At 72.6% G+C, this 23,282-nt stretch carries 18 protein-coding genes; 7 read left to right on the top strand and 11 right to left on the bottom strand.

Features of this window, described 5'->3' with window-relative positions:
* Window positions 1–150: 150 nt before the first annotated feature.
* Together DTL70_RS02845 and DTL70_RS02840 are read right to left on the bottom strand one after the other, a co-directional pair.
* Window positions 151–2,409 carry an acetate--CoA ligase family protein gene (locus DTL70_RS02845; protein WP_114020220.1) on the bottom strand — a complete coding sequence of 753 codons (2,259 nt, stop codon included), beginning with the start codon at window positions 2,407–2,409 and terminating at the stop codon, window positions 151–153.
* Between the two features lie 169 nt (window positions 2,410–2,578).
* Window positions 2,579–3,718 carry a flavin-containing monooxygenase gene (locus DTL70_RS02840; RefSeq protein WP_114020309.1) on the bottom strand — a complete coding sequence of 380 codons (1,140 nt, stop codon included), beginning with the start codon at window positions 3,716–3,718 and terminating at the stop codon, window positions 2,579–2,581.
* A 186-nt stretch (window positions 3,719–3,904) separates the two neighbouring features.
* Here DTL70_RS02840 and DTL70_RS02835 point away from each other — a divergent pair, with 186 nt between their 5' ends.
* On the top strand, window positions 3,905–4,327 hold the full coding sequence (locus tag DTL70_RS02835; RefSeq protein WP_114020308.1) for a Zn-ribbon domain-containing OB-fold protein: 423 nt from the start codon (window positions 3,905–3,907) through the stop codon (window positions 4,325–4,327).
* 176 nt (window positions 4,328–4,503) lie between these two features.
* Window positions 4,504–4,992 carry a GNAT family N-acetyltransferase gene (locus tag DTL70_RS02830; RefSeq protein WP_181860755.1) on the top strand — a complete coding sequence of 163 codons (489 nt, stop codon included), beginning with the start codon at window positions 4,504–4,506 and terminating at the stop codon, window positions 4,990–4,992.
* Window positions 4,993–5,111: 119 nt separating this feature from the next.
* Here the strand turns inward: DTL70_RS02830 and DTL70_RS02825 are convergent, their stop codons facing one another.
* Entirely contained in the window at window positions 5,112–6,302 is a 1,191-nt protein-coding gene (locus tag DTL70_RS02825) for a thiolase C-terminal domain-containing protein (RefSeq protein WP_114020307.1), read from the bottom strand.
* 143 nt (window positions 6,303–6,445) lie between these two features.
* Between DTL70_RS02825 and DTL70_RS02820 the strand changes: the two genes are divergently transcribed.
* The gene (locus DTL70_RS02820; RefSeq protein WP_114020218.1) at window positions 6,446–8,026 is read left to right on the top strand and encodes an acyl-CoA dehydrogenase family protein; all 1,581 of its coding nucleotides are present in this window, start codon (window positions 6,446–6,448) and stop codon (window positions 8,024–8,026) included.
* On the top strand, window positions 8,026–8,514 hold the full coding sequence (locus DTL70_RS02815) for a nitroreductase/quinone reductase family protein (protein ID WP_114020217.1): 489 nt from the start codon (window positions 8,026–8,028) through the stop codon (window positions 8,512–8,514). Before DTL70_RS02820 ends, DTL70_RS02815 begins: the two co-directional genes overlap by 1 nt.
* Before the next feature lie 104 nt (window positions 8,515–8,618).
* Here DTL70_RS02815 and DTL70_RS02810 read toward each other — a convergent pair whose 3' ends face one another.
* Window positions 8,619–9,266 carry a TetR family transcriptional regulator gene (locus DTL70_RS02810; RefSeq protein WP_114020216.1) on the bottom strand — a complete coding sequence of 216 codons (648 nt, stop codon included), beginning with the start codon at window positions 9,264–9,266 and terminating at the stop codon, window positions 8,619–8,621.
* Window positions 9,267–9,573: 307 nt separating this feature from the next.
* On the opposite strand from DTL70_RS02810, the gene DTL70_RS02805 reads away from it, so the two are divergent.
* A complete protein-coding gene (locus DTL70_RS02805; RefSeq protein WP_114020215.1) occupies window positions 9,574–12,780 on the top strand; it encodes an outer membrane protein assembly factor BamB family protein in 3,207 nt (1,068 codons plus the stop codon).
* Window positions 12,781–12,871: 91 nt separating this feature from the next.
* On the opposite strand, the gene DTL70_RS34720 is transcribed toward DTL70_RS02805, so the two are convergent.
* Window positions 12,872–13,966, bottom strand: a complete 1,095-nt coding sequence (locus tag DTL70_RS34720) for an MFS transporter (RefSeq protein WP_114020214.1) — start codon at window positions 13,964–13,966, stop codon at window positions 12,872–12,874.
* A gap of 179 nt (window positions 13,967–14,145) precedes the next feature.
* Between DTL70_RS34720 and DTL70_RS33395 the strand changes: the two genes are divergently transcribed.
* Window positions 14,146–14,709, top strand: a complete 564-nt coding sequence (locus DTL70_RS33395; protein ID WP_181860754.1) for a hypothetical protein — start codon at window positions 14,146–14,148, stop codon at window positions 14,707–14,709.
* A 216-nt stretch (window positions 14,710–14,925) separates the two neighbouring features.
* On the opposite strand, the gene DTL70_RS02790 is transcribed toward DTL70_RS33395, so the two are convergent.
* The 3 genes from DTL70_RS02790 to DTL70_RS02780 form a co-directional block, all read right to left on the bottom strand.
* Window positions 14,926–15,714 carry an enoyl-CoA hydratase/isomerase family protein gene (locus DTL70_RS02790; protein ID WP_114020213.1) on the bottom strand — a complete coding sequence of 263 codons (789 nt, stop codon included), beginning with the start codon at window positions 15,712–15,714 and terminating at the stop codon, window positions 14,926–14,928.
* 82 nt (window positions 15,715–15,796) lie between these two features.
* Entirely contained in the window at window positions 15,797–16,234 is a 438-nt protein-coding gene (locus DTL70_RS02785) for a Zn-ribbon domain-containing OB-fold protein (RefSeq protein WP_114020306.1), read from the bottom strand.
* Between the two features lie 53 nt (window positions 16,235–16,287).
* The gene (locus DTL70_RS02780) at window positions 16,288–17,427 is read right to left on the bottom strand and encodes a lipid-transfer protein (RefSeq protein WP_114020212.1); all 1,140 of its coding nucleotides are present in this window, start codon (window positions 17,425–17,427) and stop codon (window positions 16,288–16,290) included.
* A 396-nt stretch (window positions 17,428–17,823) separates the two neighbouring features.
* Here DTL70_RS02780 and DTL70_RS02775 point away from each other — a divergent pair, with 396 nt between their 5' ends.
* Window positions 17,824–19,398, top strand: a complete 1,575-nt coding sequence (locus tag DTL70_RS02775; RefSeq protein WP_220183588.1) for a FadD3 family acyl-CoA ligase — start codon at window positions 17,824–17,826, stop codon at window positions 19,396–19,398.
* A gap of 59 nt (window positions 19,399–19,457) precedes the next feature.
* On the opposite strand, the gene DTL70_RS02770 is transcribed toward DTL70_RS02775, so the two are convergent.
* The 3 genes from DTL70_RS02770 to afsR all read right to left on the bottom strand — a co-directional run bounded on the left by DTL70_RS02770 (window position 19,458) and on the right by afsR (window position 23,248).
* A complete protein-coding gene (locus DTL70_RS02770; protein ID WP_114020210.1) occupies window positions 19,458–19,661 on the bottom strand; it encodes a hypothetical protein in 204 nt (67 codons plus the stop codon).
* A 269-nt stretch (window positions 19,662–19,930) separates the two neighbouring features.
* The gene (locus tag DTL70_RS33390; RefSeq protein WP_181860753.1) at window positions 19,931–20,080 is read right to left on the bottom strand and encodes a hypothetical protein; all 150 of its coding nucleotides are present in this window, start codon (window positions 20,078–20,080) and stop codon (window positions 19,931–19,933) included.
* A gap of 222 nt (window positions 20,081–20,302) precedes the next feature.
* Entirely contained in the window at window positions 20,303–23,248 is a 2,946-nt protein-coding gene (afsR, locus tag DTL70_RS02765) for an SARP-family global regulator AfsR (protein ID WP_114020209.1), read from the bottom strand.
* Window positions 23,249–23,282 lie beyond the last annotated feature (34 nt).

Below are 23,282 nucleotides of genomic sequence, written 5' to 3'. Positions count from 1 at the left end.
CGGGCGCTACGGCGCCGCGTGTGGGTGACGCGCCTGCCCGCGCGGGCGGCTGGGTCGCGTACGCCTGCGACACGGGTTCCCGCGCGGGCGGCGCGGTCGCGAGTGGCGGCGTGGAACCGTATGCGGGAGGCGTGGCACCTCGCGCGCCGTTCACCGGCACACCGCGAGGGCGTCGAGCGCCACCGCGCCCTGCCCGCGCGGCAGGACGACCAGAGGATTGATGTCCAACTCCGCCAGGCCGCCGGCACTCTCGGAGCCGGGCGGCGCCCCGAGTTCCAGAGCCATCCGCTGCACCCGGAGGATGACCTCGACGAGTGCGTCGACGTCGGCGGGCGGCCTGCCGCGCACCCCGTCCAGGAGCGCGGCACCGCGCAGTTCCCCGAGCATCGCGCGGGCCTGCTCCTCGCCGAACGGGGGGACCCTGACGGTGACATCGCCCAACACCTCCACCAGGACGCCACCGAGCCCCACCGTCACGGTCGGTCCGAACAGCTCGTCCTGCCCGACGCCGACCACCATCTCCACGCCGGGGTCGACCATCTGGCACACCAGCACGCCGTCCAGTTCGATCTCCTCGGTGCGCGTGATGTCCATCAGCTCGCGGTAGGTGTCGCGGACCTGGCTCGCGGAGGTGAGACCGACGCGGACGAGACCGTACTCGCTCTTGTGCGCGAGCCGCGGCGCCGACGCCTTCATGACGACCGGATAGCCGACCTGCGCGGCCGCGCGCACCGCGCCCGCCGCGCTGGTGCACAGCTGCTCACGGGGGACGCGGACGCCGTAGGCGCGCAGCAGCTGTTTGCCCGCGTGTTCGCTCAGCTGCTGTCCTGGCCGCAGCAGAGCCTGTGCCTTGCGGTACGAGGGGGAGGGGGTGCGGGGCGCGTCCTCGAAGGGGGACCGGTAGGCGCGGGCGAAGCGGTGGTGGCCGAGGTAGGCGCGCACCGCTCGCACGCAGTTGCCGAACGTGCGGAACGTGGCCACTCGCGAGGAGCCGAGCAGCGTGGTCCGGTAGGCGTCCTCGGTGCCGACCGGAGAGCCCCACACGACGCAGACCAGCTTGTCGGTCTCCTCGGCCGCGGCCACCAGGTCCCGCGCCAGCCTGTCGCTCATCGGCGGGAAGGGGCCGGTGATGGGGCAGATGAGGACACCGACGTCCGGCTCGGCCAGGACCGCGTCGATGATCTTGCGGCCGCGCCAGTCACCCACCGGGTGCCCACCGTTGTCGACGGGGTTGGCCACCGACAGGTAGTCGGGGATCCACTGGTGCAGCTCCGCCTGCTTGGCGTCGGAGAGGGTGGGCAGCGTCAGCCCTGCCGAGGTGGCCAGGTCGGCCAGGTGCGCTCCGGTGCCCCCGGAGATCGCGAGAACGGCGACGCCCTCGGCCCGTGGCGGCCGGGCCCGGGCCAGCAGCGTGGCCGTGTCCTGGAGCTCGTCCAGCCCGTCCACGCGGATGACGCCGTACTGCCGCATCGCCGCGTCCACCGTGGCGTCGGAGCCCGTGAGCTTCCCCGTGTGCGAGGCGGCCGTGCGCGTCCCGGTCTCGGTGCGGCCCACCTTGACCGCGACGACGGGGACACCGCCGCGTGCCGCGCGGTCCGCGGCGAGCAGGAACCGCCTGCCGTCCTTGAGCCCTTCCACATATGCCGCCACGGCCCCGACCTCGGGGCGGCCGGCGAAGTAGGAGAGGAAGTCGGCCGTCTCCAGGTCGGCCTCGTTTCCGGTCGGCGCCCAGTGCGAGAGCCGGATGCCCAGCTCCTGGAGGGCGAAGAGGGGGCGGCCCTGATGGCCTGACTGCGTGACGAGGGCGATCGCGGGCCCGTCCAGGTCGGTGCGGAAGCGCTCGAAGGCGTTGAGGTTGGTGTTCGGGCCCAGCAGCCGCACGCCCGAGCGCGCCGCGGCCTCGGCCAGCTGCTGTTGGGCGAGGGCGCCGTCCTGGCCGGTCTCGGCGAAGCCGGAGGCGAAGGCGACGGCGAACCGCGTCTTGGTGTCCGCCAGCTGTTCCAGTACGGGCAGCGGGTCGGCCACGAGGAGGACGGCGACGTCCACGGGTTCGGGCAGGTCGGCGACGGCGGGCGCGCAGGCCTGCCCGAACACCTCGCGCCGCTTGGGGTGCACCGGATAGAGGCGGGCGCCGACGTGTTCGGCCCAGGCCAGCAGCTGCCGCGTGATGCCGGTGTTGGGGCGCCCTTCCGCGTCGGAGGCGCCCACCACGGCGACGGCCTCCGGGCGGAAGAAGCGGTCGAGATCGGGTACCGGGGCGTGCAGCGGCCGGCCGCTGACATCGATGCCGACGGTGTCGCTGTCGTCGGCCCTGCTGTGGACGCTGCCGCCGGAGGTCGGTTCGCCGCAGGCCAGTACCCGGCCCTGGCGGGGGGTCATGGTGAGGGTCCCGTGAGTCGATCCGAGCATGTGTACCCGCCCACTCCCGTGTGGTGGCCGACTGGAACTGACGCCCCGTCAGGTTACTGGAACTGACGCTGCGTCAGGAACCCCTCTGGCGGTCACGGGCTGTCCGACGTCACCTGAGCGGCCGTTTATGGCTGCTTTGCGTTGCTGGGGGGCGTGGAGGTCGGTGGCCTCAGCGGGCCGCCCTGGCGATGGCTTTCGCGATCCGTCCGGCGTCGAGCCGCAGTTCCCGCAGCGTCCCGCTGATCGGATAGGAGAAGCCGGTGAAGTGGAGGCCGGGGGCCGAAGGGTGGGTGCGACGGCCGTGAGCGAGCGGGCGGCCGCGCGCGTCGAGCACGCCCAGGTGGCCGACCAGTTCGTCGAGTCCCGTGCGGTATCCGGTGGCGGCGACGACCACCTCGGGGCTGATGGTCTCTCCGTCCGCCAGGATGGCCTTCGCCCCCTCGAACGACTCGAGGGCGGCAACCGGCTCGATCCTCCGCTGCCGTACCGCGCTGACCAGTCCGACGTCCAGTACAGGGATCGCCCCTTGGCGCACGCGCGTGTACAAGCCGGCCTCCGGGCGGGGCAGCCCGTAGGGAGACAGGTCGGGCAGGGAGGCTTTGGTCAGCCGCGCCGCCATGCGGTCCACGAGTCCGACAGGCAGGCGTCGGCACAGGATGGCGCTGCGTTGGGAGGGCCAGCCGAGGGTGGAGCGGCGCATGATGTGCGGCGGTGTCCGCACGGCAAGGCGTACCCGTCCTGCTCCGCTCTCCGCGAGGTCGGTGGCGATCTCGGCCCCGGTATTGCCCGCGCCCACCACCAGGACGTCCTTGCCCACGTAGGGGGCGGCGGAGCGGTAGGCGGAGGCGTGCAGCAGGTCACCCGTGAAGGTGTCGCGTCCTGGCCAGGGCGGCAGGTGGGGGGTGTGGTTGCAGCCGGTCGCCACGACGACGGCGGGGCTGGTCAACCGCCGTCCGCCGTTGGCGTGCAGCACCCACCGGTCGTCATCGCCGCGCTCGAGCCGGCGCACCTGCACCCCTGTGGCCACCTCTGTGCGGTGGTGTGCCGCGTACTGTTCCAGGTAACGCACCACGTCGGCGCGTGCGACCCAGCGCCCGTACGCGCGGGGGATGGGCAGTCCCGGGAGTGCGGAACCGGCGCGGGTGGTGTGCAGGTGCAGGCGGTCGTAATGGGAGCGCCAGGAGGCGCCGACGGCGTCGGCCCTCTCCAGTACGACGGCGCTGATGCCGCGCTCCCGTAGCGCGGCGGCCGTGGCGAGGCCGCCCGGGCCGGCGCCGAGGATGTGGACGGGCGTCCCGTTCTCGGGCATGAGCATGACGACAATTCTAGGTGCCCCCGTGCGCTGTCGCCGGTCGGTCCGTACGGCCCCTTGCGGAGGAGCGCGGAGGCCGCTTCACTGCGACGTGCCACCTGATGCACCGCCAGTTGTGCACCGCGGGCGGGTGGCGGGAGGGCGGAAGCCAAGCCCTGTGTGAGCGGAGGCTGGATGGGCACGATGTCGCAACAGCGGTTCGATCTTCCGGATGTGGACGCGTTCACCGCGCCGTACTGGCAGGCGGCGGCTCGGGGACGGCTGCTGATACGCCGCTGCCGTGCCGAAGGGTGCGGTACAGCGCACCACTACCCACGCGAGTTCTGCCCGCGCTGCTGGAGTGAGGACGTCGTCTGGGAGGAGGCGGACGGACGCGCCACCCTCTACACCTGGTCCGTCGTCCACCGCAACGACCTGCCCCCCTTCTCGGGGCGCGTCCCCTATGTCGCGGCCGTCGTGGAACTCAGGGAGGGTCCGCGCATGATGACCGAACTGGTCGACTGTCCACAGGAGGCGCTGGTGGTGGGGAAGGAGCTGCGGGTCGCGTTCCGGGAGGCGTCCGGAGAGGACGACGAAATCACCGTTCCCGTCTTCCGCCCCGAATAGGCGCTCTCACACACGCGTAAGGGCTCTTTTGGGCAGCCTTCACAGGCGCCTGGCCCCAGTGAGGAGCGCACGCTCCCCCGCGCCGCGCCCGTCGTTCCGGCGTGGCGCCACGCTCATCCTGCCGGCGCGGTGATTTCCGGTGGCGTCACAGGCCACCGATCACGCAGGCTGTGTCCGTGCAGATCCGTGAAGCGACCGCAGCCGACTGGGCCGCCATCTGGCCCTTCTTCCGTACCATCGTCGCCGCCGGCGACACCTACACCTACCCGCGCGGCATGGACGAGGCCGCAGGCGAAGCGACCTGGATGCCGGAGCCCCCGGGGATCACTTTCGTCGCCGTGGACGAGGACGGAACGGTGCTCGGTTCGGCGAAGACGGGGCCCAACCACATGGGCGGCGCGTCCCACATCGCGGGAGCCAGCTTCATGGTCGATCCCGGATGCGGCGTCAAGGGTGTCGGACGGGCGCTGGGCGAGCACGTGCTGGAGTGGGCCAAGAGTGAGGGCTACCGGGCGATGCAGTTCAACGCGGTCGTCGAGACCAACACCCGGGCTGTCGCGCTGTGGAAGTCCCTCGGTTTCGAGGTCGTGGCCACCCTGGCAGAGGGTTTCCGTCACCCCGAGCGCGGGTTCGTGGGGCTGCACATCATGTACCAGCGGTTCTGACGGCGAACAGCATGGACCAGCGGTTCTGACGGCGAACAGCATGGACCAGCCGTTCTGACGCCGTAGCACCAGGTGCCCGCGGTCCGAAGCCGTGCCCGGTGCCGTACCCCCTGCGGTCCTCAACCACGGCCCAGCACCAGAGTCCCCGACGAGCAGAACCAGCCGCCTGTGCCGGATGCGACGGCCAGTTCGGGCAGCGCCCCGTCGCGCCTGCGTACCTGCCGCCCGTCGCCCGCCTCGCCGCGCAGTTGCCGTACCGCTTCCACGAGCAGGAAGAGGCCCCGCATGCCCGGATGGCAGGCGGACAGGCCGCCTCCGTCGGTGTTGACCGGCAGGTCGCCGTCGCGCAGCAGCCGACCGTTCTCCACGAAGGAGCCGCCTTCTCCCTTGGCGCAGAAACCGAGGTCTTCGAGTGTCACGAGGGTCATGTAGGTGAAGGCGTCGTAGATCTCGGCGAGGTCGATGTCGAAGGGTGTGACACCCGCCTGTGCGAAGGCGGCGCGTCCCGATGCCGCGGCCGGGGAGACGGTGAAGTCCTCCCATTCCGACATCGTGGTGTGGGAGACGGCCGTTCCCGAGCCGAGAATCCAGACGGGACGGGTGGCCAGGTCCGGTACGAGATCCTCGGCGACCAGCAGCGCCGCGCAGCCGCCGTCCGAGCGGATGCAGCAGTGCAGCTTGGTGAACGGGTCGGCGATCACCGGGCCGGACAGGACGTCGTCCACCGTGACCGGTTCCCGGTACATGGCGTCAGGGTTGGTGGCCGCGTTGGCGCGGGCTTGTACGGCGACCTGGGCGAGCTGTTCCAGCGTGGTGCCGTACTCGTGCATGTGGCGGCGGGCCGCCATCGCGTACTTGGCGATGAGGGTGTGCCCGTAGGGCGCCTCGAACTGCAGTGGGCCGCGCGTACCGAAGGAGAGATCGGCTGTGCGGCGGCGGGCCTTGAGGTCGGCGCGCGCGGTGGAGCCGTACACCAGCAGCACGGCGTTCACGCGGCCCTGCGCGATGGCGTCGGCGGCGTGGGAGGCCATGACCTCCCAGGTGGAGCCGCCGACAGAGGTGGAGTCGACCCATGTGGGGCGCAGTCCCAGGTACTCGGCGACCTCCACGGGCGCGAGGGTGCCCAGCCCGGCCGAGGCCAGCCCGTCCACCAGGGAGCGGTCGATGCCGGCGTCCGTCAGCGCCCGGCGCGCGGCCTGGGCGTGCAGCGTGTAGGGCGTCGCCTCATCGACCCTCCCTCCGTCCGAGAGCGCGACTCCGGCGACCGCGACGCGGCGGCCGATGCGGCGGGTGCTGTCGGCAGGCGGCATGAACTGACGGTACATCAGGTATGCGTGCCGGCGGGAGGGGAGCGGTGGCAAGGTGCCGCCGTCCGTGCCCTGGGCATCTGAGCCGCGGCTGCCTAATATGACGCCCCGTCAGGTGACGAGGTCGCCGTGAGGGGGCGCTGCCGATGGACGCGGAGTTCACCGCGGAACGGAACGCGATACGCCGTACGTTGCGACACGTGCTCGACAGGCACAGCGGGCCCGACGAGGTGCGGGCCGCGGCGCGGTCGCCGCAGGGGTACGACGCCGCCCTGTGGGCCACACTCGCCCGGGACCACGGCCTGCCCGGCCTCGCGGTGCCCCAGGCCTACGGTGGCGCCGGGCGTGGCACCCTCGCACTCGCGCTCGCCGGTGAGGAGACCGGTCGCGCCCTGTTGCCGTCCCCGCTGGTGCCCACGGCCTGCCTGGTCGCCCCGCTGGTACTCGCTCTGGGCACCGAGGCGCAGCGCACACGCGTGCTGCCGCGGCTGGCCTCCGGCGAACTGACCGGCGCCCTCGCCGTACCACCGGGAACGCTGCCCGTGGCCCTCGGTCTCACGGCGCCGGCGGGCCCCGGGGAGCGGACAGGACGCGAGTACCGGCCCGGCGGGGAGCCGGCCGAGAGCGGGCGGACCGACAGCGGACGGCCGGTCGGCGGGTGGTCCGGCGGTGGGCGTGCCGGTGGTATCCAGGCGCACCGTGCGGCGGACGGATGGCGGTTGTACGGGGAAGCGGCACAGGTGCTGGGCGGTCACAGCGCTGGGCTGCTGCTCGTCGCGGTGCACGCGGGCGGCTTCACGTGCAGCCGTACGCTGCTCTTCCTCGTCCCGGACGACGCCGCGGGGCTCGTGCGGGTACGGCACTCCGCGCTGGACGAGACGCGCGCTGCGGCCCGCTTCGAACTGCGCGACGTGCGCGCGGAACCCCTCGGCGGACGCGACGAGCACGATGTGCGGCCCGCACTGGCCGCCCTCGGTCCCCGGGTGGCCGCCGTCCTCGCGATGGAGGCCGTGGGCGCGGCGGACGGTGCGCTTGAGCGGACGGTCGAACAGGTCACGTCGGGCGCGGGCGCCGGGCGAGGGCCGTGCGGCTCCCCCCGGGCGATACGGACCCTCCTGGCGGAGGCGTACCTCCGAGTGCGCACCGCGCGGGCGACGGCCTCTTACGCCGCGTGGACGGTGGGGACGGACAGGGCGTGGACGGCCGCGACGGACGAGGCGGAAGCACGGGCGGTGGCCGGCGGCGCGCTGGCGGCGGGACTGGAGGCGCTCAGGTTCGCCGCGGGCGAGGCGGTGCGGTTGCACGGGGAGGCGGGTTCGACCCGGGAGCAGACGGCGCATCTCTCCTTCAGACGCGCGGCCGGGGACGATCTGCTGTTCGGACCGGTGCACCGGCTGCGGCACCGGGCCGCCGAAGAGGCGGTGCTGTACGCCGGGGGAGCGGGCTCCGAAGAAGCCGCAGACGTGCGCGAAGGGGACGTGGCGCGAACGGACGCGCAGCGAGCACCCGTGGCGCGAACGGAAGCGAAAGGCGGGGAAGGAGCGCGAACGGATGCGGACAACGGGGGGACAGCGCGAACGGGCGCGGAAAACGCGGGAGGAGCGCTGACGGATGCAGAAATGGGGAAAGCAGCGCGAACGGGCGCGGAAAAAGGGGAAGCAGCGCGAAGGGGCGAAGAAAAAGAAGACGCGGCGCGGGGGGCCGCAGGGAAGGCGGATGGTTTCTGATGGCCGGATCGGGCGGACGGAAGATGATTCAGGCGGTGTCGTCCACGCGGGCGTTCTCGCGGATCGCCCCGCATGTGATCCCCGTACTGGACCGGGCGGTGCACCGGCTCTCGGGCGGGCGGACGATGCTCAGTACCCGGATGCTGCCCGGTGTCGTACTGAGTTCGACGGGCGCCAAGAGCGGTGAGACGCGACGGACGCCGCTGGCGTGCATGCCGGAGAAGGCGCGGGGGAGCTGGCTGCTGGTCGGCAGCAACTTCGGCAAGCAGGGCCACCCGGGGTGGACCGCCAACCTGCGCCGTCATCCCGAGGCGTGTATCACCTACCGGGGCCGCGACATCCCCGTGAGGGCGCGGCAGTTGGAGGGCGCGGAGCGCGAGGAGGCGTGGGGGGAGTTGCTGAGGTTCTGGCCGCCGTACGCGGTCTACCAGCGCCGGATCGAGCGGCGGATCCGCGTCTTCCGCCTGGAGCGCAGGCCGGAGAGCTGACGGCTTCTCGGTGAGGGGCGAGGGACGCTGCGTACGGAGGATGACACGTGCCGAGGGGGCGGCGCGGCGTGCGGACGCATCGCGGGGGGAGGTGGCGCGGCGCGTTACTTGGTGGGCTTCTTGCCGGTCACGCCGAGATGCACGAGCAGGGCGAGGCTCGGCTTGAGCTCGGCCTGCTTGACGCCCCAGCTCTGGAAGCCCTTCTGGTGGCCTGCGACGGAGGCCAGCATGGCGACCAGCGAGCCGGCCACGGCGGCGGCGTTGACGTCCTTGCCGACCCTGCCGCGGTTCTGGAGGTCCTTGATGGCGTCGGCGAGGGAATTGTTCACCGAGTTGAGGACCTTCATGCGGATCTTGTAGAACCGCTTGTCGCCCTCTGCCGCGCCCAAATCGACCACGCGCAGGATCGCGTCGTTCCTGCGCCAGAAGGCCAGAAAGCCCTCGACCAGTTCCTCGGCCGTCTGCCAGCCCGCCTTGCCCGTCCAGGAGCGTCCGGCCACCAGCTCGGTGAGCGAGGCGCCCTCCTTGGCCATGGCCTCGGCGATCTCCAGGACGGCGCCCTCGACATCGGGGAAGTACTGGTAGAACGTCGCAGGGGACGTGCCCGCTTTCCGTGCGACATCGATGACCTTGACATCGCGGTACGGCGACGAGCTGAGCATCTCGCTGAGGCAGTCGAGCAGCTTCTGCCGCGTCGCTTGACCGCGGCGTCCGGCCACCCGGCCGTCGACGGTTCGAACTTGTCCTGTCATGCCCGTCAGCTTACCGAGGGGCGATCGGACCGCGATTCGTCCGCAGGCAAACGGGGTGTGCTCGATCGGCGAGCCCGGATGAGGGCAATCAGGGTGATACGTGACCACCGCGCCATGACGGGTTGACCGGGTCATACGCGCCTTTGTCGGGGCAGGAAGACACTTACGTGCCGCCCCCGGGTTCGCAACCGGCGCGTTCGCCAGGAAGAATCGGCGTCCGGACCGCCAGGTCCGGCACGGCAGTGAGAGGCTGCACGGGGCGGGAACGGGCAGATTTTACGGCCCCTACGGGGAGGTGGCAGGACAAGTGGTGGAGCAGCTTGCGCAGCACGATCCGCGGCGGATCGGCCCGTTCGAGGTGCTGGGCCGTCTCGGTTCCGGCGGCATGGGGCTGGTCTACCTCGCACGTTCGGCGTCCGGCCGCCGCGTCGCGATCAAGACGGTGCGCACGGAACTGGCGGAGGACCAGCTCTTCCGGGTGCGCTTCACCCGTGAGGTCGAGGCCGCGCGGGCGGTCAGCGGCTTCTACACGGCCGCCGTGGTGGACGCCGACCCGCGCGCCGCCATTCCGTGGCTGGCCACCGCGTACGTGCCCTCACCCTCGCTGGAGGAAATAGTCACGGAGTGCGGTCCGCTGCCGGTGCAGGCGGTGCGCTGGCTGGCGGCCGGGGTCGCCGAGGCGCTCCAGTCCATCCACGGTGCCGGACTGGTCCACCGGGACCTGAAGCCCTCCAATGTGCTGGTCGTCGAGGACGGCCCGCGTGTCATCGACTTCGGTATCGCCTCCGGCGTCTCGAACACCCGGCTGACCATGACGAACGTCGCCGTGGGCACCCCCGCCTACATGTCGCCCGAGCAGGCGCGCGACTCCCGCAGCGTGACCGGCGCCAGCGACGTGTTCTCGCTCGCCTCGACCCTGGTCTTCGCGGCGACCGGACACGCGCCCTTCCACGGGGCCAACCCCGTGGAGACCGTCTTCATGCTGCTGCGCGAGGGCCCCGACCTGGAGGGGCTGCCCGACGACCTGCGGTCGCTGATCGACTCGTGCATGCGGATGAACGCGGAGGAGCGGCCCACTCCGGCCGACCTCCAGGCGCAGCTCGCCCCGCACCTGTTCGGCGCGGGCAGCGACGACAGCGGCACGGTGTCGGCCTGGCTGCCCATCACCGCCGTGTCCCTGATCGAGCGCCGCCGGGGCGGACGCGCCATGCGGCGCCAGAACGCGGCGTCCGCCGACGCGGGCCCGGCCGCCGGTGGCGCCCCCGCGGGACCGCCCGCCGGCTCCGCGCCCGCCCCCTTCGTGCCTGCGCCTCCCGGCCCGCCCGCGTCCGCGCCGTCCCCGGCCGCGTCGTTCCCGCCCGCGGGGGCGGGGGAGAGTGGCGCGGACGGTTCGGCCATGGGGTCGGTCGGCCCCGGCGGACCGCCCGCCGCGGGGCGCGCGGGGCCGAGCCAGGACGCGGGAGCGGCCGGAAGCGCGGGTTCCGCCGGGTCCGCGGGATCCGCGGGGTCGGCCATGAGCGGAGTCGGTGCCGCCGGTAACGGCCCGGGGATGCAGGGTAACGGCCCGGGCGTCCCCGGTGGCGGGCAGGGAGTGTCCGGCAACGCGTCCGGAGCCGGGGGCGGTCACGGGGCGGCAGGTGGCGGCCCCGCCGCTGCCGAGTGGAACCAGGGGATCCCCGGTGGACCGCCCGCTGTCGGCGGCGCCGCCGACGCGTCTGGTCCGTCAGGGACGTCCCGTGCGCCAGGTGCATCCGGTGCGCCCGTTCGGGGTGCGCCGCACTCCGGCGACCCCTCCGTGCCCGCCGCCGGTGACCTCGCCGGCTTCCCCGGCGCGGTGGCGCCCGGCTCGGCACCGGTGGTCTCCCACCCCTCCGCCCGGCCCGGCAGCCCGGAGGCGGACCCCGTACAGCTGCCCAACACGCAGGTGCCGATCGGTCCGGGGCCGCGCCGCTCCGACGAGACGGGGCGCGAGACGGGCACCGATCCGACCTCGGGCTGGGTGCGGGCCCCCGACGGGTCGAGGGACGGATCCAGGGACGGCACACCGCCGCCCTCCTACGCACAGCCGTACGCGGCGCCGCTGCCCCCGCTGGCGGATCCCTCCGCCGCGCACGGTGCCGTGGCTCCGCAGGCCGTCTCGCCGCCCCCCGCGCCCCCGTCCGCTCCGCCGTACGGTGCTCCGGGGCGGTCCGCCGGGGGCGCCGACCAGGGCGGCGGCCCGCCCGCAGGGTCCGTGCCGCCGCCTGGAGTGCATCCGCTGCACCAGCCGCCGGCACCTCCGCCGCAGTCCCCGCAGCATTCGCAGCCGCCGTCCCAGCCGCCCGCGCACTCGGTGGGCGGTGGGTATCCGGCGGGGTCCGGCGTCTCGTCGGGCGGGCCGCAGCGTTGGCGGCCGTGGCGGTTCCGGATGTCGAACGACGTGTGGGGCTCGCCGGCCGTCGCCGACGATCTGGTGTACGTGACCTCCTTCGAGGTGCACGCGCTGGACGTGGCCAGCGGGCGCAGGCAGTTCAAGACGCGCGAGGTCGCCTGGTCCATGGCCGTCTCCGGCGGCCGGGTGCACGCCTCCGACGGCCCCAGCCTCTACGCGCTCGACGCCGGCGACGGGTCGGAGCGGTGGCGACTGGCCACCGACGGCTGGGTCTACGCCCTCCAGGTGGACCGCGGCACCGTGGTCACCGGCACCCGCGGGGGCGGAGTACAGGCGTGGGAGGCGGCCACCGGCGAGAAGCTGTGGGACCTGACGGGCGCCCAGACGGATTTCGAGACCCCCGAGGGCGGTCCCGTCATCGCTGACGGCGCCGTCTACACCTGGGCGGACGGGCGGCTGTACGTCTTCGAGGCCCGTACCGGCACCGAGCGCTGGACGTACCCCGTCGGTGACGCCTCCGCCACGGGCGGGGTGCCCGTACGGGTGACTGTCGCCGAGGACGGTGTGGCGTACGTGTGCGCGGGATCGCGGGTGTTCGCGCTCGACGCGGCGACAGGGCAGGAGAGGTGGCGCTTCGACGCGCCCGCGGCCTTCCTGAGCCCGGCCGCTTTCGTGCCGGGCCCCGGGGTGACAGGCGGCGGGGTCTACCTCGCCGACTATCTCGGCACCGTGTACGCGCTCGACTCCGGCAACGGCAACGACCGCTGGCGTATCGCCACCGAGGCACGGCACTCGGCGGAGCCCGTCGTCACCGCCGACGGTCTGGTCCACCTGGGCAGCGGCAGCGCCGTCTACACGCTCGACGCGGTCAGCGGCACGCCGCGCTGGCGCTTCGCCACGGGCGCCGACGTGGTGGGCGCCCCTGTGGTCGCCGACGGCCGGGTCCACTTCGGCTCCGCGGACCACTGTCTGTACACCGTCGACGCCGTGGGCGGGCAGCTGCGCTGGAAGCTGGCCACCGGCGGGGAGATCACCGGCTCGCCGGTGGCGGTGGGCGGTGTCGTGTACGCGTGCAGCAAGGACCGCTGTGTGTACGCGCTGGACGCCACCAAGGGCACCGGACAGTCACGCCAGTCCGCCTGACCGGCGCGTCCGCCGGGCCCCCGCGGGCGGCCCGGCGGACGTGGGTTTTCGGCCTCCGTTGGAGCGCGACCGTGCCACCGTGCGGCCGGCCTCACGCCGCGTCGCGTCCTCTGTGCCGCCAGGTGTCCTCGTCCTCGTCCCCGGGGCGGTCGGCAGGCGGCGGGGGAGCCGTCGGGAAGGGACGCGTGTTGTCCATCGGATCGGATCCCCGTCCCGTCTCCGCCTCCGCGTCAGTCTCCCCTTCCGTCCGCGGGGCGGCACCCGCTTGCCGCTCGGCTTCCGTCTGCGGACCGGTCTCCGTCGTGGCCGGGCTCGGCTCGTACGGCTCGTCCAGCGGAGCGCCCTGGGTGCCGGCACGTGACTCGTACGGCTCCGGCGCGTGCGGGTCCGTTCCGTACGGCTCCTGCTGGTAAGGCTGCGTCCCGTACGGCTCGTACTGGTAAGGCTCCGTCCCGTGCTGTTCCGGCTGCTGCGGGGCGGCCGGTCCGGGGGCGGGCTGCTCGTACGGTGCCGCGCCGGGCTCGGGGGGCTGGGGGCCCGGGTACTGCTGCTGCGGGGGAGCCTCGCGCATTCCGGGCTGTCCCGGATACGGCTGCGGGTACGGCTCCGCCGGAGGGGGAGAGGGCGGTGCACCGGCGTACGGCTGCTGGGACGAGGGAGGCCCCGCGTACGGCTGCTGGGGCGGGGACTGCCCCGCGTACGGCTGCTCCAGTGTGTCCCCGTCCTCGCCTCTTTCCGTGCGGGAGGGCGCGGCGGCGCGGTGGCGCACGGCTCGGCGCCCGGCCATCATGGCGCCGGCGAGCAGCAGCAGAACGCCGCCTCCCAGGCCGAGCCAGGCGCCCGAGGCGAGGCCCCCTGTGCTGCCGGCCGTGAGGCTGCCCGCGGCCTGTCCCTGGCGCACCATCCACAGGATGGTGAAGCCCAGTGCCAGTACGCCCGCGACGAGCACCAGGGTGCGCGAGCGCGCCAGCACGCCCAGTACAGCGATGACTGCCGCGACCAGCATCAGCACGAAGAGGCCGGTGAACAAGGCCGCGGCCGCTCCGGTGATGCCGGCGGACTGGAAGAGGGAGTCGAGGCGGAAGTCGCGTCCGAGGCGACCGTCGTACCACGGTCGGAAGGGGCTGTAGACGGCGGCCGCTGCCCCGATGAGGGCGAGTAGCGACCCGATCGCGTTGCGGATCATGGTCTCGCCTCGCTTCCCGGCGCCGCTCCCGACGCCGTACGGGTGCGTGATCCGCTCTCGACGCTACGCCGCCGGGAACCCCCTCGCCACTGTGGGCGTCTTGAGCCGGTGGCAATGGTTGAACTGGACGCGACAACGGTTGTGGTGTCCACGTGTTTTCGGGGGTTCTCATGAAGCGGTTGCGGCATCTGAAGCTGATCGCCGCCGTCTCGGTCGTCCTGCTGGCGCTGACGGGGTTCAGCCAGGCCCGCTCGTCGGGTGGTCACAGCGGTGGTGGCGGCAAGAGCCGCAGCAGTGGCCACGGCGGAGGCGGCTGCAGCAGCGAGAAGTCCAGCAGCCACAGCCACACCGGCAGCTCGGACAGCGACTACGGCAGCGGCTCCACCAGTGGCTCCACTAGTGGCTACACCAGCGGCTACTCCAGCTCCGGCAGCTCCAGAAGTTCGAGCTCCAGCAGCAGTTCGGGTGGCAGCAGCGCGAACGGGTCCGGGTACGTGACCGAGTGCGCCCAGGCCAAGCCGGGGACGAAGCCCGGTGCGACCGTGCGGGTGCGCAACTCGGGCGACAGGTCGGGCACCTTCGTCGTCGAGGTGGACTTTCTCGACGCGGCCGGTGAGATCATCGACTCCGGCTCCGCCCACACCACCGTCAAGGGCGGCAATTCACGGTCGGTGAAGGTGCCGATGGAGACCCCGTCGAAGGTGCGGGACGTCGCGGAGTGCGAGGTCTCCTCGGTCAGGTGACACCCTCGCCCGAGGGGTGCTCCCTCTGCTGCACGGAGGGAGCACCCCTCCGCACGAAGGGAGTGCCCTCCCTGGGCGGGGGCGCACCCTCTCCGCACGAAGGGAGCACCCTCCCCGGGGCGGAGGGGCACTCTCTCCGCGCGGCAGGCGCGGAACCGCGTTCCCTCGGACACGAAAAACTCGTGCGGCTGCCGGATGCCGGCTGCACTCGTGTTCCTACCGGGTGCGGAAGGCGCCGCCGCCCCGCCCGCGCCCCGCGAACAGCTCCGCCTGTCGCGCCGGTGGCAGGTTGCCGAGGGCGATCAGCGGCGCGGCCTGGGCCATCGCCTGGCTGCGGGCCGCCTCCCTCGCGGCCCACACCGCACGTACCGTCCCCTGCACCGCCTCGGGCGGGTACGAGGCCAGGGTCCGTGCGCAGTCCAGCGCGGCATCCAGCGCCCCGCCCACCGGGGCGAGTTCGGAGACCAGGCCGGTCTCGTAAGCGCGCCGGCCCGAGATCCGTTCGGCCGTTCCCATCAGCGCCATCCGTGCCACCTCGCCGAACGGCATCCGCTGCGCCATCCCCATGGGCTCGTACGCGCTGACCATGCCGTAGGTGGTGTGCGGGTCGAAGAAGGCGGACTCCTCCGTCGCCACGAGGAACTCCGCCTCGCTCAGCAGGTAGAACGCGCCCCCGCAGGCCATGCCTTCCACGGCGGCCAGCACCGGGATCCACAGGTCGTTGCTTTTCGGGCCGATCGAAAGCAACGGGTCCTCGATCGCGAACGGTGACGTCGGCTGCGGCACGGCCTCCGCGTCGGCGACCGCCGACCTGTCGACACCCGTGCAGAAGGCCCGCCCACCCGCACCGGTCACCACGGCCGCACGCACCGCCCGGTCGGTTCGCAACTCCCGCCACGTCCGGGAGAGGGCCCGCGCGTCGTCGAGGCCGAGCGCGTTGTGCTTCTCCGGCCGGTCCAGCGTCACCGTCGCCACACCGTCCCGGCACTCCAGCCCGATGCTCACGCCCCTCCCTCCCCGCTCCTCACGCCCGCCTCTGCGCCGTTCACGGCCACCTCGGCACGGGTCGCGTCCCCCTCCGCGTTGGTCACGGCCGCTCCAGCATCCAGCGCGGCACCGTCACCCGCTCGTCGCCCTCGCCCAGCGTGCAGAAAACTGCCCGTACCGGTGCGCCGATGCGCAACCTGGCGGCGTCCACGGAGCCGAGCGGGGCGTCCGGCGCGGCGACCAGATTGCCGACCAGCCGGATCGCGGGATCCTCGACGAGCTCCACCACCGCCACGTCGTACGGCGCGAGCGCGGCGTACGACGGCAGCAGCGGCGGGTGCGCGACCACGTACGACCAGACGCGCCCGCGCCCGCTCACCCTCTGCCACTCGTCCTCGAAGGACCGGCAGCGCGGACAGCACGGCCGTGGCGGAAAGCGACGTGCTCCGCAGTCGCGGCAGGCCTGCACGCGCAGTTCGCCTTTCGCGGCGTACGCCCAAAAAGGCGCGCCGTCGTCGTCGGGGACGGGCAGCAGCATCCCGTCCGCGGGAACAGGGGTCACGGAAGCGGTCACGGTCGCCGTCACAGCTCTCAGCTCCTCAGCAGCAGGGCGGAGGTGGGCACGCACTCGCCCGCCGTCACCAGACAGGTCGAGGCGTCGGGCACCTGCGCGGTCGAGGTGCCGCGCAGCTGCCGCACCCCCTCGGTGATCAGGTTGAAACCGTGCACGTACGCCTCGCTCAGCCCACCCCCCGCGGTGTTCAGCGGCAGACGGCCACCGCTCTCCAGCGCGCCGCCCTCGGTGAACGCGGCCCCCTCCCCGCGTCCGCAGAAGCCGTAGCCCTCCAGGGAGAGCGGGACGAGCACGGTGAACGCGTCGTAGATCTGCGCGACGTCCACGTCGGCGGGGCCGAGATCCGCGTGCTTCCACAGCTGCTGGGCCGCCGTCCACGCGGGGCCGCGCAGCGGATCGTCGTTCCAGTAGTTGACCATGCCGTGGTGCTGGGCGGGCAGGCCCTGCGCCGCGGCGTGGACGTAGACGGGTCTGCGGCGGCAGTCGCGGGCGCGGTCGGCGGAGACCAGCACACAGGCGAGCGCCCCGTCGGTCTCCAGACAGTTGTCGAACAGGCACAGCGGCTCACTGATCCAGCGGGCCGTCATGTACATCTCGCGGGTCAGCGGGCGCTCGTACATCATCGCGGCGGGGTTCTGGTTGGCACGGTTGCGGCAGGCCAGCGCGACGTTGAAGAGATGGTCGCGGGTGGCCCCGTACTCGTGCATGTAGCGGCGGGCGAGCATGCCGATCTCGTCGGCGGGGCGCAGCAGTCCGAAGGGACGCGTCCACTGCGCGGGCGTGGGGAGTTGTGCCGCGGCGTTTCCCCACGGCCGGGTGCCCGAACCCCGTTTGCGGGATCGCCAGGCGACGCCCACGGTGGCCTGTCCGGTGGCGATCGCGCCCACCAGGTGTGCGACGGTCGCGCACGAGCCGCCACCGCCGTAGCCGACCTGGGAGAAGAACGTGACGTCACCGGCGCCGATCGCCTTGGCGACCTCGACCTCGTCGGTCTCCTCCATCGTGTACGAGGCGAGACCGTCCACCTCGGAGGGGGCGATTCCCGCGTCCTCGAGCGCGCCCAGGATGGCGCGGCAGGCCAGGCTCTTCTCGGACTCGTCGAGCCGCTTGGCGAACGGCGTCTGCCCTATGCCGACGATCGCCGTGGCGTCCTTCATGGCGTCCTCCTCGGGCGACCTGACTGGTGCACCGCTGCTGACAGTCCGGGAGGCTACAGCTAACCTGACGGCGTGTCAGGTACTGGTGCGCGACGAAAGCCGTGCATCCGTCCGGGAGCAGCGGGGCACTGCTGCAGCGGTGCAGCGGTGCAGCAGTGCAGTTGTGCGGTGCAGCGGCTCGACGGTGCGACGGCTCGGCGCAGCAGCGCAGCGGCAGCGGCTCGGTCAAGGAGGCGCACAGTGAGTGGTAAGGACATCCCACCCGGAGTGGTCCCGGCGTCCCCTGCCGACTCCGCCCCGACGGCCCGCACTGACGCGGCGTCCGCCGTCGCCGGCCCCGCTGCCGGAACGGGCGCGGAAACCGTTCCAACGGGTGCGGAAAACGTTCCCCCGACCATCCCGGCTCTCGTGCGGGCCGCCGCGGACCGCTACGGGGAGCGCGAAGCGGTCGTCGAGGGGCGCACCCGGATCTCGTACGCCGCTCTGGGCGAGCGTGTCGAGCGGGCCGCAGCCGCCTGCCTGGCCTCCGGCCTGGAACCCGGCGACCGGGTGGCCGTCTGGGCGCCCAACACCCTCGACTGGATCGTCGCGGCCCTCGGCGCGGTCACCGCCGGCGGCGTCCTCGTCCCCCTCAACACCCGCTTCAAGGGCGCCGAAGCCGCCTACGTCCTCGGCAAGACCCGCGCCAGGCTGCTGTTCATCACCGGCACGTTCCTGGGCACCTCGTACGTCGCCTCACTGCGCCGCGCCACCGCTGAGGGACTGGGTGAAGGCCCACTGCCGGGACTGCCGCACCTACGAGAGGTCGTGGTCCTGGCGCAGGACGCGCCCGCCTCCTTCCGCACCTGGACGGACTTCCTGGCCGGCGGCGCGGCTGTCTCCCGCGAGGCGGTCCACGCCCGCGCCGCTCGCGTCACCCCCTCCGCGCCCTGCGACCTCACCTTCACCTCGGGTACGACCGGGCACCCGAAAGGCGCCGTGATCACCCACGGACAGACGCTCCGTGTCTACACCGCATGGAGCGAACTGGCCGGGCTCGAAGAAGGCGACCGCTACCTCATCGTCAACCCGTTCTTTCACACCTTCGGCTACAAAGCGGGCATCATCGCCTGCCTGTTGCGCGGCGCGACGATGATCCCGCAGCCCGTCTTCAACGTCGAGACCGCGCTCGCGCACATCGCCACCGAGCGCGTCAGCGTGCTGCCGGGCCCGCCCACCCTCCACCAGGCACTGCTCGACCACCCCGCCCGCCGGCAGCACGATCTGAGCGCGCTCCGCCTGGTCGTCACCGGCGCCGCCGTCGTCCCCCTCGAACTGGTCGAGCGGCTGCGCGCCGAGCTGAGGGTGGGCACCGTTCTGACCGCCTACGGCCTCACCGAGGCGTCCGGCACCGTCACCATGTGCCGGCGCGGCGACCCCGCGGAGACCGTCGCCGGCACCTCGGGTCGGGCCATACCCGGTACGGAGGTGAAAGTCGTCTCCCCCGCGGGCGCTCCGCAGCCTCCCGGCGAACCGGGCGAGGTCCTGGTACGCGGCTACCACGTCATGTCCGGCTACTTCGAAGAACCGGATGAGACGGCCGAGGTTTTCACCCCCGACGGCTGGCTGCGCACCGGCGACATCGGCGTCCTGGACGCCGAGGGCAACCTGCGCATCACCGACCGGATCAAGGACATGTTCATCGTCGGCGGTTTCAACGCCTACCCCGCCGAGATCGAGCAACTCCTCAGTCGGCACCCCGACATCAGCGAGGCCGCCGTCATCGGCGTGCCCGACTCCCGGCTCGGCGAGGTCGGCAAAGCCTTCGCCGTCCGCCACCCGGGCGCCACCGTCACGGCCGACGACCTCATCGCCTGGTCCCGTCGGGAGATGGCCAACTACAAGGTTCCGAGGGACGTCGAATTCGTCGCGGCACTGCCGCGCAACGCGAGCGGCAAGGTGGTCAAGACGCGCCTACGGAGCCGGCGGTGACGACGCACGTCACCGCCGGCGAAAGCCCCTTCGGCCCTCCGGGCCGCCGCGCCGGCCGCTCAGGCGTCCCGGGTCGCGGTGGGTGCGACGGTCCCCTGGTTGTTGTCCAGGTCGGGGAGGATGGTGGAGTTCCGCTCCAGTACGGAGATGGTCTGTACTCGATCGGAGGGTGCCATGCCGGCGGCCACAGCGGGACCGGAAGCAGCCCCCAGAGCGCCCAGGGCGGCAGCACAGGTGACGATGAGCTTGGTGGAGCGGGACATGAAGGCACCTCCGGAAGCGAATACGTGTTCTGCTCTGTACTTTGACGCGGCACGGGCCTGAGAAACGGCGGAAGTCGGTCACGCGCCGAGGGCCGCGGTCGACGACTCCCCCTCTGTGTCGTCGGTCGCGGCCCTCGTGTCCCCCGTAGGACGGCCCCCGAACCACTCGTTCCCCCTGGTGGGCGCCCTGCTTGTCGGCCTGGTGTGCTCTCCGGGGTCCTCCCCCCATCGGATCCCCCCGATCCTTTCGGGACCCCGGAGAGCAGGTATCAGTTGGCCGGATTGATCGTCTGGTTGCGCTCGTTCGTGGTCATTTCCCCCGAGGCGCTGTCGGCGGCCGGCGGCTTGATGGTCTGGTTGCGCTCCTTGGTGGTCACCTCACCGCTCTCGGGCGTGACCTTCTCTTCGTGGTCGCTCATGGTGGCGTTCCCTCCATGGGATCTGGTGGGCAGGTGTCCGCCCAGCGGCTCCCCCGTGGGTCGCCGGGCGGACGAGTCGGGCCGTTCACCCTATCGGGGGAGGGCCGCCTCCCCCTGCCGATCCGCCTGCCCCCCGACGCGCCGGATCGACTGCTCTAGAGCATGCCGCGTGTCGATAAACGATCGATGAACGTCTTGTTGGTGACCGTGTTTCACAGGCGGTCAGGCGGCCGCCTCGCGTTCCAGCAGCTGCCGCACGTCCTCCGCCTCCGGGGCGTCCAGACTCTCGTACTGCTCCAGCGCCTCGCGCCAACAGGCCTGTGCACGGCGGTGGTGGCCCAACGAGTCCAGCGCCTGCCCGAGCAGCGTCAACGCGTTCGCCCGGCGCCAGGGGCCACCGACACTGCGGAGAATGGCCATGGCCTGCTCCGCCAGACCCGCGGCTTGGGCAGGCCGTCCGGCTGCCAGCCGGACCTCACCGAGCCGGAAGTACGCCATTCCCTCCCACAGGCGCTGCCTGCTCTGCTGGAAGATGCGGAGCGCCTCCGAGAAGTTCGTCTCCGCCTCCGGCAGTCGCTCCGCTGTGGTCAGCGCGATACCGAGCGCGTACAGGGTGGTGGCGCGGCGCATGGACACGCTCAGGTGGTCGTGGATATCCAGTGCCTGCTCGGCCAGCGAAATGGCCGTGTCCGTCTTGCCCAGCACGGTGTGTACCCGGGAGAGGTTGCACAGGGCGCTCGCCTCGGCGGGCTTGTTCCCGTACGACCGGAAGGCCTGGAGCGCGGCGTCGAGAAAGTGCGCGGCGTCGAGTGGGCGGCCCTGATAGTTGGCGACCAGCCCGCGGTCGTTGAGCGCGTAGGAGGCGGAGATGGGATCACCCGCCTCCTGGCCGAGCGGTCCCGCCGCGCCGGCTTCGCCATCGGCCTCGTCGAAGCGGCCCGTTGCCAGGTGCATTCCCGTCAGTACGGAGCGCGCCCGGGCTTCGGCGTGCGCGTCACCGACTTCCTGGGCGACGCGTTTCAAGGAGTGCGCCCCCTGCTCGTACTGCCGGCCGTAACTCCCGGCCTCCGCCAGCGCACTGGTGGCCATCAGCAGGTCGACCGCCGGGCGGAGTGTCGAGCCCGATGCCATCTGCGCGGCGCAGGCGAGGAAGCAGGACGATTCGGCGAACAGCCACTCGATCGCCGCGCCATGGTCGGCGAAGGCGAGGCCGGGGTGGTGCGTGGTCTCCAGGTGGTGGACGAGGGATTCGGCGGGCCGTTCGAGGACGTAGTAGTTGCGCGCCGTCGCCAGGTAGAAGTCCAGCAGCCGCCGCAGTGCGGCGTCGCACTCGCTCGGTGGTTGTTCGTCGCGCTCCGCGCACGCCCGTGCGAAGAGGCGGACGAGGTCGTGGAAGCGGTAGCGGCGTGGGGCGGCCGATTCCAGGAGGGACGTGTCGACCAGGGACTCCAGGAGGTCCTCGGCGTCCTCCTGGGTCCGGTCGAGGAGCGCTGCGGCCGCGTCGAGGGAGATGTCGGGGCCCTCGGCGAGGCCGAGGAGCCGGAAGGCGCGGGCCTGCTCGCCCTCGAGCTGGCCGTAGCCGAGCTCGAAGGTGGCACCGACGGCCTGGTCGCCGGCCTGGAGTTCGTCGAGACGGCGCCTCTCGTCGCCGAGCTTCGCGGCGAGCACGGAGACCGTCCAGGTGCGGCGGGCCGAGAGCCGGGCCGCCGCGATGCGGATGGCGAGCGGCAGGAACCCGCAGGCGGCCACGACGTCCATCGCGGCCTCGCGCTCGGCGAGCACCCGTTCGTCGCCCACAATGCGGGTAAAAAGGGCAAGCGCCTCGTCGGGGCTCATGACGTCGAGGTCGACGAGGTGCGCTCCGGCGAGATCGACCATGCGGACGCGGCTGGTGACCAGCGCGGCGCAGCCGGCGGCGCCGGGCAGCAGGGGCCTGACCTGTGCGGCGTCGCGGGCGTTGTCCAGCAGGGCGAGGACGCGGCGGCCCGCGAGCAGCGAGCGGAAGAGGGCGGAGCGGTCTTCGACGCCGCTGGGAATCGCGGAGTCGGCGACGCCGAGTGCACGCAGGAACGAGCCGAGGACGGTTTCCGGGTCGGCGGGCGCGGCTCCGGCGCCCTGGAGGTCGACGTAGAGCTGCCCGTCGGGGAAGCGGTCGGCGGCGGCGTGGGCGACGTGGATGGCGAGTGTCGTCTTGCCGACGCCGCCGATGCCGGCGACGGCGGAGACGGCCATGACGGTACCTTCGGCCTGGGCGAGCTGGTCGCCGAGTTCGGCGACGAAGGAGGTGCGCCCCGTGAAGTCGGCGACGGTGGCGGGCAGCTGCGCGGGGCGGGTGACCGTGGGCGCGGCGGCGGTGGGCTCGTCGGCCTGGTAGGTGAGCTCGTCGTCGGCTTCGAGAATGCGCTGCTGGAGTTCGGCCAGCTCGGGGCGGGGGTCGACGCCGAGCTCGTCCGCGAGCAGACGCCGGGTGTCGGCGTAGACGGCGAGGGCTTCGGCCTGGCGGCCGCTGCGGTAGAGGGCGAGCATCAGCAGTTCCCGCAGCCGTTCGCGCAGCGGGTGCGCGGCGGTCAGTGCGGTCAGTTCGCTGACGGCTTCGGCGTGACAGCCGACCTGGAGATCGAGGTCGAGCCGCAGCTCCAGCAGGCTGAGGCGCCACTCCTCCAGGCGGATGCGCTGGTGTTCGGCGTAGGGCCCCGGTATCCGGGCGAGGGGTTCACCGTCCCACTGGGCGAGGGCGGCACCGTACAGTTCGCGGGCCTGGGTGCGGTCGCCGCCGGAAGCTGCCTTGTCGGCGCGGACGGCGCAGTCGTGGGCGGTCTCGACGTCGAGCGGCGCTTCGGGGCCTGTGTGGAGGGAGTAGCCACCGGATTCACTGACCAGCAGGTCCGCGTCGGGGCCGAGTGCTTTGCGGATGCGGGAGGCGTAGGTGCGCAGCGCGGCCTTGGCCTGCTCGGGCGGCTCCTCGCCCCAGATGGCGTCGATGAGTTCTTCCGCGGTGGCGGTGTGACCGCTGCGCAGCAACAGCGCCGCCAGCAGGGCTTTCTGCTGCGGGGAGCCCATGCCGAGTGGCTGGTCCCCGCGCCAGGCGCGCACGGGACCGAGCAGGGCGAACCGCAACTGGCGATCCCGCTGCCCCGCTCCGTTACACGTGTCGTCCCCGGCGCCCATTGGTGTGCCCCCTGCTGATCCGCACTCCTCCGTT

The sequence above is a fragment of the Streptomyces diacarni genome (genome assembly GCF_003323715.1).
GTDB classification, from domain to species: Bacteria; Actinomycetota; Actinomycetes; order Streptomycetales; family Streptomycetaceae; genus Streptomyces; species Streptomyces diacarni.
The sequence above is the reverse complement of the archived record's forward strand: the minus strand, read 5'-3'. Positions and strand labels throughout refer to the sequence as shown.

Coding starts and splice junctions, on each gene's coding strand:
- DTL70_RS02845 (WP_114020220.1), bottom strand. CDS start 2,409: ATGCTCGGATCGACTCACGGGACCCTCACCATGACCCCCCGCCAGGGC.
- DTL70_RS02840 (WP_114020309.1), bottom strand. CDS start 3,718: ATGCCCGAGAACGGGACGCCCGTCCACATCCTCGGCGCCGGCCCGGGC.
- DTL70_RS02835 (WP_114020308.1), top strand. CDS start 3,905: ATGTCGCAACAGCGGTTCGATCTTCCGGATGTGGACGCGTTCACCGCG.
- DTL70_RS02825 (WP_114020307.1), bottom strand. CDS start 6,302: ATGCCGCCTGCCGACAGCACCCGCCGCATCGGCCGCCGCGTCGCGGTC.
- DTL70_RS02820 (WP_114020218.1), top strand. CDS start 6,446: ATGGACGCGGAGTTCACCGCGGAACGGAACGCGATACGCCGTACGTTG.
- DTL70_RS02815 (WP_114020217.1), top strand. CDS start 8,026: ATGGCCGGATCGGGCGGACGGAAGATGATTCAGGCGGTGTCGTCCACG.
- DTL70_RS02810 (WP_114020216.1), bottom strand. CDS start 9,266: ATGACAGGACAAGTTCGAACCGTCGACGGCCGGGTGGCCGGACGCCGC.
- DTL70_RS34720 (WP_114020214.1), bottom strand. CDS start 13,966: ATGATCCGCAACGCGATCGGGTCGCTACTCGCCCTCATCGGGGCAGCG.
- DTL70_RS02785 (WP_114020306.1), bottom strand. CDS start 16,234: ATGCTGCTGCCCGTCCCCGACGACGACGGCGCGCCTTTTTGGGCGTAC.
- DTL70_RS02780 (WP_114020212.1), bottom strand. CDS start 17,427: ATGAAGGACGCCACGGCGATCGTCGGCATAGGGCAGACGCCGTTCGCC.
- DTL70_RS02770 (WP_114020210.1), bottom strand. CDS start 19,661: ATGTCCCGCTCCACCAAGCTCATCGTCACCTGTGCTGCCGCCCTGGGC.
- DTL70_RS33390 (WP_181860753.1), bottom strand. CDS start 20,080: ATGAGCGACCACGAAGAGAAGGTCACGCCCGAGAGCGGTGAGGTGACC.
- afsR (WP_114020209.1), bottom strand. CDS start 23,248: ATGGGCGCCGGGGACGACACGTGTAACGGAGCGGGGCAGCGGGATCGC.